16 protein-coding genes, 2 tRNA genes and 2 pseudogenes are annotated in these 16,451 nt (G+C 66.5%); 8 read left to right on the plus strand and 12 right to left on the minus strand.

Features of this window, described 5'->3' with window-relative positions; all coding sequences use genetic code 11:
• Positions 1 to 434: 434 nt before the first annotated feature.
• Positions 435 to 1,169, plus strand: coding sequence for an extracellular solute-binding protein (locus GNX96_RS31245; protein ID WP_390624191.1), 735 nt, complete (start codon positions 435 to 437; stop codon positions 1,167 to 1,169).
• A gap of 598 nt (positions 1,170 to 1,767) precedes the next feature.
• On the opposite strand, the gene GNX96_RS31250 is transcribed toward GNX96_RS31245, so the two are convergent.
• Both GNX96_RS31250 and GNX96_RS56720 read right to left on the minus strand, forming a co-directional pair.
• Positions 1,768 to 2,880, minus strand: coding sequence for a M1 family metallopeptidase (locus GNX96_RS31250; protein ID WP_279581993.1), 1,113 nt, complete (start codon positions 2,878 to 2,880; stop codon positions 1,768 to 1,770).
• Between the two features lie 97 nt (positions 2,881 to 2,977).
• Positions 2,978 to 3,175: a hypothetical protein gene (locus GNX96_RS56720; protein WP_279581994.1), complete on the minus strand. Its 198-nt coding sequence runs from the start codon at positions 3,173 to 3,175 to the stop codon at positions 2,978 to 2,980.
• A 248-nt stretch (positions 3,176 to 3,423) separates the two neighbouring features.
• Here GNX96_RS56720 and GNX96_RS31255 point away from each other — a divergent pair.
• Both GNX96_RS31255 and GNX96_RS31260 read left to right on the plus strand, forming a co-directional pair.
• Positions 3,424 to 4,018 (plus strand): annotated as a pseudogene (locus tag GNX96_RS31255) (mycothiol-dependent nitroreductase Rv2466c family protein).
• Between the two features lie 1,390 nt (positions 4,019 to 5,408).
• The gene (locus tag GNX96_RS31260; protein WP_279581995.1) at positions 5,409 to 6,386 is read left to right on the plus strand and encodes a DUF1015 family protein; all 978 of its coding nucleotides are present in this window, start codon (positions 5,409 to 5,411) and stop codon (positions 6,384 to 6,386) included.
• A gap of 69 nt (positions 6,387 to 6,455) precedes the next feature.
• On the opposite strand, the gene GNX96_RS31265 is transcribed toward GNX96_RS31260, so the two are convergent.
• Together GNX96_RS31265 and GNX96_RS56725 are read right to left on the minus strand one after the other, a co-directional pair.
• Positions 6,456 to 7,313, minus strand: a complete 858-nt coding sequence (locus GNX96_RS31265) for a phosphatase PAP2 family protein (protein WP_279581996.1) — start codon at positions 7,311 to 7,313, stop codon at positions 6,456 to 6,458.
• 286 nt (positions 7,314 to 7,599) lie between these two features.
• Positions 7,600 to 8,115, minus strand: a complete 516-nt coding sequence (locus GNX96_RS56725) for a hypothetical protein (RefSeq protein ID WP_279581997.1) — start codon at positions 8,113 to 8,115, stop codon at positions 7,600 to 7,602.
• Between the two features lie 37 nt (positions 8,116 to 8,152).
• Here GNX96_RS56725 and GNX96_RS31275 point away from each other — a divergent pair, with 37 nt between their 5' ends.
• Positions 8,153 to 8,962 carry an Fpg/Nei family DNA glycosylase gene (locus GNX96_RS31275; RefSeq protein ID WP_163571667.1) on the plus strand — a complete coding sequence of 270 codons (810 nt, stop codon included), beginning with the start codon at positions 8,153 to 8,155 and terminating at the stop codon, positions 8,960 to 8,962.
• Positions 8,963 to 8,969: 7 nt separating this feature from the next.
• Here the strand turns inward: GNX96_RS31275 and GNX96_RS31280 are convergent, their stop codons facing one another.
• The 3 genes and pseudogenes from GNX96_RS31280 to GNX96_RS31290 form a co-directional block, all read right to left on the minus strand.
• Positions 8,970 to 10,223: a GNAT family N-acetyltransferase gene (locus GNX96_RS31280; RefSeq protein WP_163571615.1), complete on the minus strand. Its 1,254-nt coding sequence runs from the start codon at positions 10,221 to 10,223 to the stop codon at positions 8,970 to 8,972.
• Positions 10,220 to 10,747 carry an ATP-binding protein gene (locus GNX96_RS31285; RefSeq protein WP_313885827.1) on the minus strand — a complete coding sequence of 176 codons (528 nt, stop codon included), beginning with the start codon at positions 10,745 to 10,747 and terminating at the stop codon, positions 10,220 to 10,222. The genes GNX96_RS31280 and GNX96_RS31285 overlap by 4 nt, the downstream gene beginning before the upstream one ends.
• Before the next feature lie 12 nt (positions 10,748 to 10,759).
• Positions 10,760 to 11,283 (minus strand): annotated as a pseudogene (locus GNX96_RS31290) (DUF6886 family protein).
• A gap of 136 nt (positions 11,284 to 11,419) precedes the next feature.
• On the opposite strand from GNX96_RS31290, the gene GNX96_RS31295 reads away from it, so the two are divergent.
• Complete coding sequence (locus tag GNX96_RS31295) at positions 11,420 to 11,812, plus strand: hypothetical protein (protein ID WP_163571616.1); 393 nt, start codon at positions 11,420 to 11,422, stop codon at positions 11,810 to 11,812.
• A gap of 278 nt (positions 11,813 to 12,090) precedes the next feature.
• On the opposite strand, the gene GNX96_RS31300 is transcribed toward GNX96_RS31295, so the two are convergent.
• Positions 12,091 to 12,164 (minus strand) — tRNA-Pro (locus tag GNX96_RS31300).
• 98 nt (positions 12,165 to 12,262) lie between these two features.
• Between GNX96_RS31300 and GNX96_RS31305 the strand changes: the two genes are divergently transcribed.
• From GNX96_RS31305 to GNX96_RS31310, 3 genes are all read left to right on the plus strand, one after another.
• Positions 12,263 to 12,336: transfer RNA gene (locus GNX96_RS31305), tRNA-Gly, on the plus strand.
• Positions 12,337 to 12,349: 13 nt separating this feature from the next.
• Complete coding sequence (locus GNX96_RS56730; protein ID WP_279582000.1) at positions 12,350 to 12,616, plus strand: hypothetical protein; 267 nt, start codon at positions 12,350 to 12,352, stop codon at positions 12,614 to 12,616.
• On the plus strand, positions 12,586 to 12,897 hold the full coding sequence (locus tag GNX96_RS31310) for a GNAT family N-acetyltransferase (protein WP_279582001.1): 312 nt from the start codon (positions 12,586 to 12,588) through the stop codon (positions 12,895 to 12,897). The genes GNX96_RS56730 and GNX96_RS31310 overlap by 31 nt, the downstream gene beginning before the upstream one ends.
• On the opposite strand, the gene GNX96_RS31315 is transcribed toward GNX96_RS31310, so the two are convergent.
• From GNX96_RS31315 to GNX96_RS31330, 4 genes are read right to left on the minus strand one after another with little or no spacing between them, the layout of a single operon-like run.
• Positions 12,878 to 13,507, minus strand: coding sequence for a hypothetical protein (locus tag GNX96_RS31315; RefSeq protein ID WP_163571617.1), 630 nt, complete (start codon positions 13,505 to 13,507; stop codon positions 12,878 to 12,880). The two genes, GNX96_RS31310 and GNX96_RS31315, sit on opposite strands and share 20 nt — an antisense overlap.
• Complete coding sequence (locus GNX96_RS31320) at positions 13,504 to 14,337, minus strand: carbohydrate ABC transporter permease (protein ID WP_163571618.1); 834 nt, start codon at positions 14,335 to 14,337, stop codon at positions 13,504 to 13,506. Before GNX96_RS31320 ends, GNX96_RS31315 begins: the two co-directional genes overlap by 4 nt.
• Positions 14,337 to 15,287: a carbohydrate ABC transporter permease gene (locus GNX96_RS31325; RefSeq protein ID WP_163571619.1), complete on the minus strand. Its 951-nt coding sequence runs from the start codon at positions 15,285 to 15,287 to the stop codon at positions 14,337 to 14,339. Before GNX96_RS31325 ends, GNX96_RS31320 begins: the two co-directional genes overlap by 1 nt.
• Before the next feature lie 2 nt (positions 15,288 to 15,289).
• A complete protein-coding gene (locus GNX96_RS31330) occupies positions 15,290 to 16,450 on the minus strand; it encodes an ABC transporter substrate-binding protein (protein ID WP_163571620.1) in 1,161 nt (386 codons plus the stop codon).
• Between the last annotated feature and the right edge of the window lies 1 nt (position 16,451).

Below are 16,451 nucleotides of genomic sequence, written 5' to 3' on the forward strand. Positions count from 1 at the left end.
GTGGCGCTGGCTTCATCAGCGAGGACGTCTACGCCCTGCCGATGGTCGGCAACAGGCCCGTTGTCATGATAATTCATCAACAAAGACCGAAATTGCACATCCGCCGGACCGAAACACCCGCCGTCGTCGTGATCGGGACGTGGTAGCGGTACCCGAGCGACTCCACCCCGCCCTGATAACTGCCCTTACTGCACGACATGTTGAAAGGTCGATTCGGGGGGAAGACAGCATTAGAGCAAGCCGCTATCGAGGTCAAGAAGTCAACGTTCACGAGCAAAAGGTGCCAAGGCTGAAGTCAAGGGCAAGAGCGGCGGTTGCCTCGCGGGGAGGGTGCCTCTCGGGTTCTTAGGGTTTAACAACGCGTGGGTTCTGGGTACGGGGAGATCGGTTCAGCTCGCGCGCTGGTGACGACGTGCTTAGAACTGTGCCCGTTTATGTCGCGTTTCCCGAGCCGTGCCCGGGTATCGCTCGCCGAGGCGGGCTTTGTGGCAGGTCGCGATCGGGCCACCAGCGTCAAACTCGACACCCCCACGCACGTCAAGCTGATGCAGTGGTGGACGCAGATGGTCAACCAGGGCCTCGCGCTGAAGCTGGACAGCAACACCGAGAACGGCGACAACGCCTTCACCGCCGGCAAGGTCGCGATGACCCTGGAATCCACCGGCTCGCTCGGCGGTTTCCTCAAGGCCACCAAGGGAAAGTTCGACATCGGCACCGGCTTCTACCCGAAGGTCAACGCGTCCGACACTGGCGGCCCGATCATCGGCGGCGCCTCCCTGTGGGTGGTCGGCAAGGGAAAGAAGCCCGAGCAGGAACGCGCTTCGTGGGAATTCATCAAATACCTGGCGAGCGCTGACACCCAGGCCACCTGGCACACCTCCACCGGCTATTTCCCGATCAGCAAGTCGGCCCTGACCACCAGTGTCGACCAGGCCTGGGTCGGCCAGCGGCCGCAGTTCAAGACCGCGATCACCCAGCTGCAGAACACCAAACTCACCACCGCCACTCAGGGCTGCGCGCTCGGCACCCTGCCGCAGACACGTAAAGCCGTCGAAAACGCGATGCAGGCAATCGTTTTGCAAGGCAAGGACCCGAAGGCCACCTTCGACGCCACCGAAGCGAGCCTGAAGACCACCATCAGCCAATACAACCAGTCCGTCGGCGGCTGATCCCACCCTTTCCGCCCGGCGTCGGATTCTTCCGACGCCGGGCTTTCTTTTACGCTGAGGTGCGGGTCAAGGGCTTCAAAGACGGAGGTCGAGGTCAGAAGGTCAAGGGCGAAGGTCAAGGTCTGCCCTGCGGGCGGCGCCTCTAGGAAGAACGGAGTTTGGGTGCAGGTGGGTGGTTGGGTTGCTTGTTCTCCCCGTCGGCGCCCAAGGGCAGCACATTTCCCGGCCCGGCGGCGGAGCTTGGGTGCCGTGCCCGGCTTTTGTTTGCCACCGCCGGGTCAGGAAATGTGCAGGGCTACGCCCGCCGACGGGGAGAACAAGCAGCCCACACTCGCAAAAAAGCACATCCCCCTCACCCCACTCCATCGACCCTCACGCGACCCCATCCTCCCCCGTCGACTTCGCTACTCTGCGCCACCACCCGCTGCGAGTTCGGCTACTCTCCGCGACATCCTTTGTTGATCTTGGTTAGTTTGCCTACCCAAACCAGACATTTCAGGCCGATGTCCGTTTTGGGTAGGCCAACTAACCAAGATCAACAACTCTCGTCCCGAAGAATGGGACGGGCACACCGCAGGAGCCCCACCAGTCCCAGCTGTCACAGGTCGGGGGTCGAGTGCGGTACAAAAGCCCGCACTCGGCGAGCGATACCCGGGAAACGGCTCGGGAAACGCGACAAACAGGGCACAGAACTAAGCAACGTCATCACCAGCAGCGCGAGGTGTCCGTTCTCCCCGTACCCAAACGCCACGCCACACCAAAACCCGGAAGAACCGGGATCCACCCTCCCCCGAGGCAACCGCCGCTCTTGACCTTGACCTTCGCCCTTCGCGTACGTGATGCCGTCGAAGTTGACTTCGACGGGCCTGTACATCGGGGATGTCGCTGGCGATCGGGTGCGTGGAGGCAGCAGCTGGTCCTGCCGGTAGCCCCAGGACTTCTCGATGTTCTCAAACGAAGTCCAGGCGACCTCGGCGAACGGCGAGTCGATTTCGGCCTGACACAAGGCGGACGCCAGTTCGGCGAACGACTCGTTCAGCCACAGGTCGTCCCACCAGGTCATGGTGACCAGGTCGCCGAACCACATGTGCGCCATTTCGTGCAACACCGTCGTACAACGCCGCTCGAGGGTGTATTCGACCGGCTTGGACCGGAAGACGTAATCCTCCAGAATGGTCACGCAGCCGGCGTTCTCCATCGCGCCCGCGTTGTATTCCGGGCAGAAGATCTGGTCGTACTTTCCGAACGGGTAACGGAAACCGAACTGCTCGTGATACCAGTCGAAGCCCTTGCGGGTCAGGTCGAACAAGTTGTCCGCGTCCAGGTATTTCACCAGCGACGCGCGGCAGTAGATGCCCAGGTCGATGCCGTCGTGGTGGTCGGTGGCACCGGCGTACGGACCAGCCACGATCGCGGTGATATAGGGCGAGATCCGTTTGGTGGTGCTGAAATGCACGGTCTGGGCGCCGTTCTCGGCCGGCTCGGAACTTTCCGGTGCGGCGTTGGAGAAGACCTTCCAGTGCGCCGGCGCGGTCACGTGGAACGTGAACTCGGCCTTCAGGTCGGGCTGGTCGAAGCAGGTGTAAACGCGCTTCGCGTCCGCGGTCTCGAACTGGCTGTAGAGGTAGACCTCGTCGTCGACCGGGTCCAGGAACCGGTGCAGGCCCTCGCCGGTGTTGGTGTAGAGCCCGTCCGCCTCGACCACCAGCACGTTCTGGGCGGCGAGGCCGGTCAGCGCGATGCCGGTCTGCGGGTCGTACCCGGAGGTGTCGACCGGCTGACCGTTGAGGGTCGCCGAATGGATCCGGTCAGCGATCAGGTCGCAGAAGGTCTCGGCGCCCGGCGTGCTGGCGGTGAACCGTGCTTCGGTGCGGGCGGGTGCGGTAAGTCCGCTCCCCGGGCTGGCCGCTGCCGTCGGTCAGATCCAGCCACACCTCGTACGAGTCCACCGCAAGCAGTTCGGCGCGCTCACGGGCCTCGGCGCGGGTGAGGTTGCTTCCTGGCACGGCGTTGCTCTCCTTCAACCTGGGTTTGTTGCTGCTGGGCTACGCAGCGGTCACCGCAATGATGCCAGCCGAACGGGAATATGCCGGTCCAGGGCGGTGCTCATGGTTGAAAACGCATGAGTCCGCGACCGTTCCGGTGGTCGTGGCTGACTGTTTGGCTAGGGGAGGATCCTTCAGTGTCTGCTCAGACCGAAGCGGAAACGGTGACCGCCGAATTCTGGTTTGACCCGCTTTGCCCTTGGGCGTGGATGACTTCGCGCTGGATGTTGGAAGTGGAAAAGGTGCGTCCGGTCAAGACGCGGTTTCACGTGATGAGCCTCTCCGTGCTGAACGAAGGGCGCGATGACCTGCCCGAACAGTACAAAGAAGGGATCGCGAAGGGCTGGGGCCCGGTCCGGGTCGGCATCGCCGTGGAGCAGCGACTCGGCTCCGACGCGTTGCGCTCGTACTACACGGCCATCGGCACCCGTTTCCACCCCGGCGGCCAGAGCGCCTTCAGCGAGGACGCGACCGAGAGCGTCCACGACGTGATCGCCGCCGCCTTGGCCGATGCCGGACTCCCGGCCGATCTGCTCGAGGCGGCTGACAACAAGGACCTCGACGAGGCCGTCCGCAAGTCCCACCACGAAGGCATGGATGCCGTCGGCATGGACGTCGGCACCCCCCGTTATCCACGTCCCCGGCCCGGACGGCAGCACGGTCGCCTTCTTCGGCCCCGTCGTCACCCCGGCCCCCAAGGGCGACGCCGCCGCCCGCCTCTGGGATGGCACCCTGCTGGTCGCCAGCACCCCCGGCTTCTACGAAATCAAGCGCACCCGCACGGTCGGCCCGATCTTCGACTAACCCGCCGCCGGCAACCACCCGAGCACCAGTTGTCTGTGACAGGACCGACGCGGCGCAAAACTGTCGTACGTGTGCTGTTTTCTGGCCCCCACCCAGTGACGGGGGGGGGGGTGGGTTTGAGGGACGCGCGCGCGTGATTTTTTCGTTGAGTGGGTCAAACCTGACGTTCGAGGTCGAAGGTCAAGGTCGAAGGTCAAGGTCGAAGGTCAAGGTCGAAGGTCAAGGTCAAGAGCGGCGGTTGCCTCGGGGGAGGGTGGATCCCGGTTCTTGCGGGTTTTGGTGTGGCGTGGGGCTTGGGTACGGGGTTGCGGTGGTCCGTTCTCCCCGTCGGCGCCCAAGGGCAGCACATTTCCTGGCCCGGCGGCGGAGCTTGGGTGGGTGGTTGCGTTTGGTTCGCCGCCGCCGGGCCAGGAAATGTGCAGGGCTACGCCCGCCGACGGGGAGACCGGACACCTCGCGCTGCTGGTGATCGAGTTGGTTAGTTCTGTGCCCTGTTTTGTCGCGTTTCCCGAGTAGTTCCCGGGTGTCGCTCGTCGAGTGCGGGACTTTGTGCACCGCTCGACGTCGAGTGCGGGCTTTTGTACCGCACTCGACCCCTCGCCTGTGACAGCTGGGACTGATGGGGTCCCTGTGACTCCTGCGACCCGCTCGTCCCACTCTTTGGGACGATAGTTGTTGATCTTGGTTAGTTGGTCTACTCAAACCGGACATCGGTCTGAAATGTCTGGGTTGGGTAGGCAAACTAACCAAGATCAACAACGGATGTCGCGGAAGGTAGCCGAATCCGGGAAGTGTGGTGGCGCAGAGTAGCGGGGTAGGTGGAGTGCGCCTGGAGGTGAGGGGGGTGGGGTCGCGTGAGGGTCGGCGAAAGTGGGTGGGGCGCGCGAGGCGTCGATGGAGTGGGGTGAGGGGATGTGCTTTTTCGCGAGTGTGGGCTGCTTGTTCTCCCCGTCGGCGGGCGTAGCCCTGCACATTTCCTGACCCGGCGGCGGCAAACAAAAAGCCGGGCACGGCACCCAAGCTCCGCCGCCGGGCCAGGAAATGTGCTGCCCTTGCCCTTGGGCGCCGACGGGGAGAACAAGCAACCCAACCACCCACCTACGCAACGACCAAACCCAAACCAGTTCTTCCTAGAGGCGCCGCCCGCAGGGCAGACCTTGACCCTCGCCCCTAAGGCGCTCGCCTCTGAGCCTCTGAGCCTCTGAGCCTCTGAGGCCCTGAGGCCCTGAGGCCCTGAGCCCCTGAGCCCCTGAGGCCCTGAGGCCCTGAGGCCCTGACTTTCGCCTTTGACCTTGAGGCACCGGCCCTCGCCCAGGAGGTCGTGACTCGCCTGGCTAAAAACCGCTGTGGCCGGCGGACAGAGCGCCGGGCGGGTGGGTAGCCTCGCCGGATGCAGAGCGACAAGGTGGTCACCGCGATTGAGGCGGGCTGGGTCTCCACCGGCGGTACGGGTGCGTCGAACTATGACGAGTTCGCCGCGGACACCGAGATCATCGCGGTCATCGACGCGAATCCGCGGTCGGCGCTGGCGATCGAGATGCCGCACTGTACGCCGGCGGCGGTCAAGGCTGGCCAGGATTTCACCGCGGCGCTGAACGGCGCGGCGGCCACTTTGCGGAAACAGAAACAGGATGGCACGTACGAGCAGGTCGACCAGCTGGTCGCGCCATATCGGATCACCGAGGGCGACCAGGTCACTTATGGACTTTTCGCGGCGGTGGCGACCGACCAGATCTCGACTTCGGCGGACGAGCCGGGCCTGGTCGTACGCAACGAGGACGTGTTCGTGGCCAAGGTGGTCGAGCGGACCGCGCTCACCAAGCGTCTCAAGACGCTGTTGTCGCCGGTTCTCCTGATCCAGACCGCGCACGCGGACGCCCTGAAACAGGCCCTGATCGACGCGATCGCCGGCCCGCCGAAGGTCACGGACACCGACGCGGCCGGTCGTCGGCACGAGGTGTGGGCGCTCGGGCCTGGGGAGGTGGCTGACCGGCTGCTCGCACTGGCTGGCGGCGGCGAGCTGGTGGTGGCGGACGGAAACCACCGCAGCCTGTCGGCGCAGCAGGCAGGCCGGCCTCGACCGCTTCCTGGCAGTCATCACCACTTCCGACTCGGTCCGCATCGCGCCGTACGACCGGCTCATCAGGCGCTGGGACGCCGACCTGCCGACGGTGCTCACGAAGCTGACGGAGGCGGGCGCGGGAGTACGGGAGAAGCCAGGTGGTCCGGAGATCCCGGCGACCGGCACAGTGGTGCTCTACGCGGGCGGCAGGACGTACGAGATCGCGTTGCCGGCGCAGCCAGCGGGCGAAGTAGCCCAGAAGGTGGCCCAGAAGGTGGCGCAGCAGCTGGATCACGCGGTGATTGAGCGGGTGCTCTTCGGGCAGGTGTTGGGGATGGCAGCGGACGACAAGCGGATCAGCTATGTCGGCGGGGACTACGGCCCGTCGTGGCTGGCGGCCGAGGTGGACGCCGGCGACGCCGTCGCGGCTGTCCTGGTGGCGCCGGTCTCGGTGGACGACTTCGTGGCGGTCAACCTGTCCCGGGAGAAGATGCCCCGCAAGAGAGCACGTGGTTCGTCCCGAAAAGCGCGCGCTGGGTTGGTGCTGGCGGACGTACGCTGAGCCGCCTCCCGCAGGTGCCGGTTCTCCGGCCGCAGGTGCTCGGGCAGCGGTGAGGGCGCCAGCATCGACAGCGCGATGCCGATCAGCCAGCCGGCCACGATGTCGGTCAGCCAGTGGTAGTTCAGCCCGACCAGCGATCCACCGAACACCACGGCCAGCGAAGCGACCACCAGGAACCGGCGCAGCGGGGTGCTCAGGAAGCTGATCTTGTCGCCCCACAGGCCGAAGATGATCCGCAGCAGCAGGGTCCAGATGATGATCGTGTTCGCGGAGTGGCCCGATGGGTACGAGAGCGCGTTGACGCCGAAGAGGTCCTCGCCGGTGTCCGGGGCAGTGCGCCCGAAAGCGGTCTTCATGACCTCAATGACCACCCAGTTCGCCGCCATCGTGCCGACCACGGTCAGCGCCGGTCGCAGGCTGCGGGCCGCGATGGTGGCGACCGCGAGAACGGCGACGACCAGGCCGACCGCGTAGACGTCCTCGCTGATGAAAGCCAGCGCCACCAGGCCGGTGTGCAGGGACAGTCCGGCGCGGGTGTCGAAGATCTCCGAGACGGTTCCGTCGAAGGTCCGCAGTGACCCCTCGATGAGGATGTCCGCGGTCATGACGACCAGTGCGATGACAGCACCCAGCGCGACGAAGAGGCGCCAATAACGCGCGATGTCCGTCACCCAGCCCGTGCTTTCCCTCGCCATTGAGGGTTCCCCGGCCGCCACGGTGGTCCTCCGCCCCTGTGCTCCGCCCCGTGTGGATCGCCACCACGCATCGATCGCGCCGGTGGACTTTCACCGATCGTCCCGGCTCAGCAGTGCCGCGGGACATCTTGGTCAACGGACAGCGTACCCAATCCGTGCCGGCCTTATTCTGGCCGTCCGGGCAGCGTTGGTGATCTTGACCACGGCTTATCGGTTTCAGGAGCTGTCAGGCGGGGTCCAATGACGGCGTACGACAGCGACGTCACGCTCGGCGGCGGCCACGTCCGCCTCGGTTGGCCGTGAAGCATCCCGAGCCCGCATCGCGATCTGCACCGGCAGCTGGGTGGGGCCGGCACCGACCAGGCCACGCAGGCCACCCATCGCCTCCCGGATCGGTGCCGGGGTGCCGTGCCCGACCGGCCCAGGTGGGCGGGCGGGCTCGGCGGACCGGCGGCGGGCGGTTGGCGGTCGGACCGGGAGCCGGCGGCCCGGCCGGCTTGGGATGCGGCTGGGTGGGCACTGGTACGGCCGCGGGCTCGGTCACCGGCTCATCCAGCGCGTCCGCCGTGACGGCCGTGACCGCCGCAACCGTACTGGCCTCACCCGTGCTGGCCTCGGCCGTGCCTGGCTGCGGGTCGTCCACCTGGAGGTCCACAGCGAGGTCGTCCGCCTGGAGGTCCTCCGGCGCGTCACCAGCGGACGCCACTGCCGGGCCACGACCCGGGCGTACCCGCCGGCGCCGCCTGGCCGCATCATGGGAATGCCGTTTCTGCCCCACTGTCACCTCAACCGCTCGCTGGTCCCTGGAGCCAATAGTGCCCGAAGGTCACACGATCCACCGGCTCGCCGCCGAACACCGCCGCCGCTATGGCGGCTCGCCGGTCCAGCTGTCGAGTCCGCAGGGCCGGTTCGCGGCCGGTGCGGCCCGTTGCGATGGCCGGGTGCTGGACCGGACGGAGGCGTACGGCAAGCATCTCTTCCATCGCTACGGCGCCGACTGGATCCACATCCACCTGGGTCTTTACGGGACTTTCGCGCTGACCGAGCTGACCAACGGGGACGGGCCGCCGGAGCCGGTGGGGCAGGTACGCCTGCGGATGGTCGGCGACGGCGCGTATTCCGACCTGCGTGGCCCAGCTGCCTGCACCTTGCTGACCGCCCAGGAGAAAGCCGCGATCACCGACCGGCTCGGGCCCGATCCACTGCGCAGAGACGCCGACCTGTCTCGCGGTTTCCGGAAGCTGGGCCGCAGCCGGGCGCCGATCGCCCAGCTTCTTATGGACCAGAGCGTGCTGGCCGGTGTCGGCAACGTCTACCGCGCCGAGGTGCTCTATCGCGCTGGCATGGACCCGTACCGGCCGGGCCGCGACCTGTCCGAGGACGAGTGGCTGGAGCTATGGACGGACCTGGTCGCCTTGATGAAGGCGGGCGTAAGGACCGGCCGGATCACCACGTTGCGGCCCGAAAACAAGACGCGGATCTCCACTCCGCCGCGGCCCGGCGACGGCCGCTATGTCTACCGCCGTACGGGCGAGCCCTGCCGGGTATGCGGCACGCCCGTACGCACCGCGGAGCTGGCCACCCGCAACCTCTACTGGTGCCCCACCTGCCAACCCGCGGTCTGACAGGGCGTTAGAAGCCGTCGTTGCAGAACGGCGGGCGCGGCTCCAGGAAGGCGATGGCGGCCTCCCGGAGGGCGCCGGCGCGGAGTTCGGTGACCCGGCCGGCGGCCGCCAGGGTCGCCAGCGAGGTCCCGCCCAGATAGGCGGCGCCCAGCTCGGTGACGGACAGGGCCAGGTCCGCGGGCGCCTGCGTACGCTCGCAGGTCGCCGGCTTGCCCGGCTCCGCGCGCAGCCGCCACCGGTCGGCGTTCCAGCCGCACAGGGTGTCCGTCACGTCCAGCACCACGTCGACAGCGGCAGAGTACGTACGGGCGGCCAGCGCTCGATCGACGTCGACCAGCCGGACCCAGATCGAGTCGCTGGTCCGGTCGGCGATCCGCCGGGACTCCACCACCGCGTGCCGGATCGGCAGGTCCAGCGGCGCGTTGTACCACTCGACGCGGCGCAGCAGGTCCAGCGAGGTGATGAACTCCCAGATCGCCAGCTCGGCCGCACCGGACGTGCCGATCAGCTCCTTGACCTGCAGCAACGAGTCAGGGCCTACCTGGGTGTCGCTCTCCTTGACCCGATAGAGCGCGTACGCTTCCGGGCGCCCGTCCACGGAGTAGACAGCGGCGCGTACGGGGGTGAAGCCGTTGCGGTCGTATTCCGGGTCGTGGATCTTGCGCTGCCACCAGGGGTCGGTTCGGTCCAGGAAGCCGGTCCGGGACGGCCGGGCCTGCTCGTACACCGAGACCAGGTCGGGCAGCGCGGCTTTCGGGCTGAGCTGGCGAACCTGGCCACCGGTCGGGCGCAGGTCCGGGCGGATCGGGATGTCCCGCAGCTGCGCCTCGACGAAGCCTCGGCGGATCGCCATGCCGTAGCCAAACCGGCCGTAGATCGCCGTCTCCGATGCCCACAGCGCGGCCACTGGTTCTCCGTCAGCCGCGTTGTGCAGCCCGTGCAGCTGATGCTTCATCATCCGGGTCAGCAGGCCGCGTCGGCGATGCGTCGGTGCGACCCCGACCCAGGTCACCGCGGCCGTCGGGACCACGGCGCCCGGCACCGTCATCCGCCGGGTGTAGATCCCGGCCGTACCAACGATTTCGTCGCCGTCGGCCAACAGCGTGGTGCGTTCCAGGTCCAGCAGTGTGCGTTCTTCTTCGACGTCTTCTTCATGCAAGGCCTCGAAAAACATGCTGTTGATGAACTCAACCGCGGTCCGGAACTCGTCTTCCTGGAACGGCCGCAACACGATGCCGTCGGTCTGCTCAGTGTTCGTCACATCTCGTGTGTAACGGAACCCTCAACTTCTGGCCACTGGATTACACGTCTGACAGCTCGAACCAGACCCGTTTGCCGGTGGGAGGTCGGTTGGATGCCCCAGCGGTCGGCCACCGCGGCCACGATGGCGAGGCCGCGGCCGGACAGCGCGTCGGCGGCGACGGCCTGCGCGGTGGGCAAGCCGGACCCGTGGTCGGCGACCTCGACGCGCAGGACGGCGTGGTGGGCTGTCCGGTCGACCGATAGCTGGATGGGGCCGTCGCCATGCACAATGGCGTTTGTGACAAGCTCGCTGACCAGAAGGGCGGCGGCCTCGACTCGGCGATGGTCGTCCCACTCGGACAGCACTTCGGCGACGAATACGCGCCGCGCGGGCGCTTTGCGGGGACGCGGCCAAGTCCACTTCCGCTCGGATGCCGCACCTCCTGGCACTTCGTCGTACCCCGTCGCCCTTGACAGCTTTGTGTCGACCCGCCCGGGGCGCTGGTATTCGGACGGACCGTACCGGTATGAGGGACGCTGCACCAGCGCTATCGATTATGGGCGCCGCGTGGCGTTTCGCAGCCGGATGCCGGAAAATCCACAGCCAGATTCCACCACCAAGTCCCGTAACGGCCAAAGACTGTGCACGACGCGCAGCTCAATGCCCGCTTCCTCGTGGTGTTTGAGCAGGTCAGTGACGGGTTCCAGGACGACTGGCCGGATCGTACGAGCGGCCAGCCAATACCAGGTGGGGTTGTCGTGTGGACGAAACGGCGCCGGCTCGAAGCCGTACCGGTAGAGCACACCGTGCCTTACCCGGTCCAACCAGGACCATTCGATCGCGTGTACGCGGGACGAACCGGCCAGTAATGTCTGGCGGCTGGGCTGGGCGCAGCGGACTCGGGCCAGAACAGCATTCGCGGGCACTCGCGAGGGAACCAGAAATCGCACTGATGGGCGGAATCCACTGCCCATACGTACGGCTCAGCGAGGTCGGCCGTTTTCGCCACGTGGGGCCGGAATTCGGGAATATCTGGTTTGTCGGAGAAATGCCAGAGTAGCTGTTGGTCGGAAACCATGCCATTTGTCTATAGCGTCGGGTCGCTGGTGCGCGACAGCGAAAAGACAGGGATCTGACAGTGGGTGGCGATAGGTTCGTGTTTTGGAGGCACTGACCACCGATCTGTCAAATCCCCCTGTCGCAAGGACTTTGCCATGACCATGCCGCTGGAGACCCTGTGGGGCCGGTTGAACGGCGCCGTCGGCGACCTGTCCCGCATCGATCCGCGTCGCTGGCGCGGATTCGCGCACGTGGAGACCGCGTTCTCGCCGCGCGGCCACCTCAGCATCGGGCGCCGTGAGGTGGCCGGCGAAAAGGACATCGTGTTCTACATCGAGCTGCAGCGCGGCCCGCGCGGCTGGAACCTGAGCGCCGACCTCAGCCGCGGCGACGGCCACGTACTAGCCGAAACCGCCTGGCACCTGCCCGGCACCGGATCCGCCGTGATCGACGGCGACGCGCCGGACGCGGAGCCGATGCTGGCACTGTCCACCGGCGGCGGTTTCGGCGCACCCGGCTCGTTCACCTTCGCCGACGAAGACCTCTGACGCGGCCGGACCCGGCCGCTCCAGCCGATAGAGAAGGCTCCTGCCACCAGCAGGAGCCTTCATCGTTTTGTCCGGTTTGGTGGTGGGATGGGTGAGGCCGTGGGTGGGGGTCCACTGCGGAGGCGATCGTCGCCCAGGCCACACGCAACTAGTCAGCCACCACACAGGGGGTCCGGGGGCTTGCCCCCGGCGTGGGGGTCTGGGGGCCGTGCCCCCGGGGCGATAACGGAGGATCCTCGCTCGCGTTTTCCGCGAGCAAGGACCACCCAGATCCGGAGTCGGGGTGGCGGGATTTGAACCCACGGCCCCTCGCTCCCAAAGCGAGTGCGCTACCAAACTGCGCCACACCCCGGTCCGCACCAGTCTAGAGGGCGGAGTTCGCTCGTACGCACGGCGGCCGGTGCGGATGCCGGAATGGCCGGCCAGGTACCATCTCAGAGGTGGTTACGCGCGGGCGTAGCTCAATGGTAGAGCCCTAGCCTTCCAAGCTAGCCATGCGGGTTCGATTCCCGTCGCCCGCTCCAGCCGCGGCATGGTGTGAATTCCCTTGCCGTGCCGGTGCTGATCGCCTACACCAGACGGGTGCACCTCATCGACCTTCCTGACCTGGAGCGCGCGGAGTTGAGCCCCGCTGCCACGTCCGACACCGCCGAGATCCTGGTCCTGCAGCGCTGCTGCTGGATGCAAGAGGCTCTGCTCAACGACACCTTGGACATTCCGGCGTTGCACGAGACGCTCGAAGACGTACGTGACTGGGTGCGCACCTGGTCGTGGTGTGGACGGTGCGGCTGGAAAGTCGGCTGATCGCCGCGGTCCGGGCACGTACGGTCGGTGACACCTGGGAGATCGGGCGCCTGATGGTCGCTCCGGATCTGGCCGGCCGGGGGCTCGGCCGCTGGCTGCTGACCTACGCGGAGGAGCAGGCACCGGTCTGGGCGACGACTTTCGAGTTGTTCACCGGAAAACGCAGCACCCGCAACATCACCATGTACGAACGCGCCGGCTACCGGATCACCGAAGACGCCGCCGTACCGGCCGGCCACATCCAGGTCGCGGTGCAACTTGTCAAAACGCGCAGGTCCTAGTGTCCTGCGCCCGAGGGACGGCGGTTCCGGCGCCAACTAACGGTCCCTCCGCAGTCTTCGGACCGTTACATGTCCAGCGAACAGGGCGAATGCCACTACCAGCGGGGTGGTCGCGGGCAGCGCCGCGGCGAGGACGACGGCGATGCCGACCACCGCGCTCAGAGCGGCCGTGGCGGCGGCTGAGCCGGCGCGGGCGTACGGACGCGCGCAACGCGGCCCACCAGCCCCGGGCCTGCGTACGGCCCACTTGGACGACCGTGAGCGCCGCGACTCCGATCGCGTAGGTGGCGACGAGCACCGTGATGAGGACCAGCGCGGTGCCGCCGGGAACGTGGCCGGCCAGCAGGGCGCGTACGTCCGCGACCAGGATCGCGGTGACGACGGCTGCCCAGGTCTGGGCGCCCAGGCCTGGCAGCAGGGCGCCGACGAACCAGCGGCCGGCCAGCCGAGCCGGTGGCAGGTCGCCGTGCTCGCACCAGTGATGCACCGCCGCCGAGCCGGCCGCGAGGGCCGCCCCGGCGGTCAGCACCGGCAGCGAGAGCGCCAGCACCGCGAAGCCGATGATCGCGAGGTCGGTGCCGGCGCGTACGACCTCCTTCCAGCCGGTCATCCGGTCAACCCGCTCGTATTGATTCCTTCGACCAGGAATCGTTGGAAGGCAAGGAAAAACAGGAAGACCGGCAGCAGTGACAGGGCGGCCATCGCGAACATCGGGCCGATCTGGTTCTGCCCGGATGAGTCCAGAAAGGTCCGCAGCGCCACCGGGATCGTGTAGGTCGTGGGGTCGTTCAGATACACCAGTTGGGTGAAGAAATCGTTCCAGGTCCAGATAAAGGAAAAGATCGCCGTGGTCACCAGTGCCGGCCGGCTGAGCGGCAGGATGACGTGCCGGAAGACGCCGTACGGGCCGCAGCCGTCGATTTTCGCCGCGTCGTCCAGCTCGGCCGGGATGCCACGGATGAACTGCACCATCAGGAAGACGAAAAACGCCTCGGTGGCCAGCAGTTTCGGGATGATCAAAGGCAACGGTGTGTTAATCCAGCCGAAGTTCCGGAACAGCACGTATTGCGGCACGATCAGCACGTGCTGTGGCAGCAGCAGAGTGCCGATCATCACCGCGAACCACACCTTGCGCAGCGGGAACCGCAGCCGGCCCAGTGCGTACGCGGTCACCAGGCAGGAGACCATGTTCGCGACCACCACGGCGGCCGCGATCAGCGTACTGTTCACGAAAAACCGGCCGAAGGTGATGCCGGGCAGGGCGTTCCAGCCGTCGGCGAAGTTCGCCCACGTGAGGTGTTGTGGCCACAGAGAAAGGTTGCTGACCACCTCCTGTGGGGATTTCAGCGCGGTGCCGAGCATCCACAGCAGGGGATAGAGCACCACCGCGAGCAATACCAGCAATGCCAGCAAACCGGCCCACCGCCGGGCGCCGGCCATCAGCGCTCACCGGCGTCGCTGTAGTGCACCCACATCCGGCCGGTGCCGAACAGGACCGCGGTGAGCAGCCCGACGGCGAGTACGAAGACCCAGGCCATCGCCGCCGCGTAGCCCATCTTGAAGTCGCCGAATCCGCGCAGGTAAAGGTAAAGGGTGTAGAGCATGGTGGAGTCGGTCGGGCCGCCGGTGCCGTTGCTGATCACGAAGGCGGCGGTGAAGCCCTGGAAGCCGTGGATGGTTTCCAGGACGAGGTTGAAGAAGATCACCGGGGACAGGATCGGCAGCGTGATGCTGAGCAGCTGGCGGAACCGGCCGGCGCCATCCACCCGCGCCGCCTCGTAAAGCTCGGCCGGGATTTGTTTGAGCCCGGCGAGGAATATCACCATCGGCGCGCCGAACTGCCAGACCGCGAGCAGCACCAGGGTGCCCAGCGCGGTGTTCGGGTCGTTCACCCACGGCTCGCCGGGAATGCCGAAAATCCGCAGCAGGCCGTTGAAAGCACCGTTCCCGCCGAACATCGCCTGCCAGACGATCGCCAGCGCCACGCTGCCGCCCAGCAGTGACGGAAGGTAGAACAGTGCTCTGAACAGCCCAGTGCCGCGGCGTTTTCGGTTCAACAGCAACGCCACCGCGAGAGCGGCGGCCAGTTTCAGCGGCACCGACGTGACCGCGAAGACGATCGTCACCCGGACGGCATGCCAGAACTGTGGGTCGCTGGTGAACATTCGCTGGTAGTTGGCCAGGCCTATCCATTGCGGGCTGCTCAGCAGGTCGAAGTCGGTGAAGCTCAGATAAAGCGAGTAGAGCATCGGAATGGCCGTTATGCCGAGCAAACCCAGCAGCCATGGGGACAGGAAGACATATCCAGCCACGGTTTCCCGGCCGGTTGGTTTCCGGCGAATCGCGGGCCGGCCCGACCCTGATCGGGCTGCCGGGGTGGCGACCGTCATGGTCAGCCGCCGCTCAGTGCGGCCGAGGCCTGCGCGATGAACTGATTCGCCGCCTGGGCCGGGGTCGCCTTGCCGAACTGGACGTTTTCCGCTTCCTGCAACAGGACTTTGCGCACTTGTACGTGTCCTTTGGGCGGCGTTGGCGGAGTCGCGCCGAAGGTGGCGGACAGCTCGGTCTCGTACGTCACCGACGCCTTCATCGCCGGTGTCAGCAGCGGGGTCACCACCTGCCGTACGGTCAGATTGGGCGCCAGCCCGCGCTCGGCGCCGAGGATCTTGCCGGCGTCGGTGTCGTTGACCAGAAAGTTGAGTACGTCCAGGGCCTGCGGCTGGAATTTCGATCCAGTGTAGACCGACCAGTACATCGAGGAGCGCGCCCAAGCGGCGTTCGGCGGGCCGGGATACGGCACCAGGGCGAGGTCGTGGTCGGTGGACTTGCTGGCTTCTTCCAGTTGGTTGGAATACTGGAACGAGGTCGCGCCCTGTTTGGTGGCCAGCAGGGACTTGCTGAGGTCGCCGGCGTTCGCGACGTGCGTGAGGTCGGCCGGCGGAGTGGCGTTTTTCTTCCGTGCAGTGGCCCAGAACTGAAACCATTCGGTGAGATCGGCGGCAGTGTAGCCGACCTTGGCACCGTCGTACGCCTGCTGGCCGCGCTGTCGCAGCCACACCTGCAGGGCCTGGAAAACCGCGCTCGGGTCCTGTGTCCCGAAGATTTTCCCACCGCTCTTGGCGGTCAGCTCGGCACCCCAGGTGACCAGGTCATTCCAGCTGATGCCCGCTTTCAGGTCAGGCATACCGAACTGGTGCGCGATCGTCCGATCCCAGGCCAGCGCCGGGGTGTTTTCCGCGGCCGGCAACGCTGGCAGTTTTCCGTCCACCCGGCCGGCTTGACGCAGGCCGGGGGAGAACTTGTCCATCTTGATCCGGCTGCCGACAAAGGAATCCAGCGCCAGCGTGACGTGCCGGCTGGCGTACTGGGCCAGCCCGTCCTCGTCGATCTGGAAGATGTCCGGCGCGGTGTTTCCGGCCGCCATGGTGGAAAGTTTGTCGTAATAGCCGCTGTACGCCTGCCACTGTCGTTTGAAGGTGACCTTGGGGTTTTCTTCGTGTAGAGATCCAGCACTTTGGTGAGGGTGAGGGTGGCCCGGGCCGCGCCGCCCCACC

The sequence above is a fragment of the Fodinicola feengrottensis genome, assembly GCF_010993775.1.
Lineage (GTDB): Bacteria > Actinomycetota > Actinomycetes > Mycobacteriales > HKI-0501 > Fodinicola > Fodinicola feengrottensis.

Excerpts from the sequence above, each read along its gene's own strand:
- GNX96_RS31295 (WP_163571616.1), top strand. The coding sequence starts at position 11,420 with ATGACCATGCCGCTGGAGACCCTGTGGGGCCGGTTGAACGGCGCCGTC.
- GNX96_RS31260 (WP_279581995.1), top strand. The coding sequence starts at position 5,409 with ATGCAGAGCGACAAGGTGGTCACCGCGATTGAGGCGGGCTGGGTCTCC.
- GNX96_RS31245 (WP_390624191.1), top strand. The coding sequence starts at position 435 with ATGTCGCGTTTCCCGAGCCGTGCCCGGGTATCGCTCGCCGAGGCGGGC.
- GNX96_RS31325 (WP_163571619.1), bottom strand. The coding sequence starts at position 15,287 with ATGACGGTCGCCACCCCGGCAGCCCGATCAGGGTCGGGCCGGCCCGCG.
- GNX96_RS31315 (WP_163571617.1), bottom strand. The coding sequence starts at position 13,507 with ATGACCGGCTGGAAGGAGGTCGTACGCGCCGGCACCGACCTCGCGATC.
- GNX96_RS31320 (WP_163571618.1), bottom strand. The coding sequence starts at position 14,337 with ATGGCCGGCGCCCGGCGGTGGGCCGGTTTGCTGGCATTGCTGGTATTG.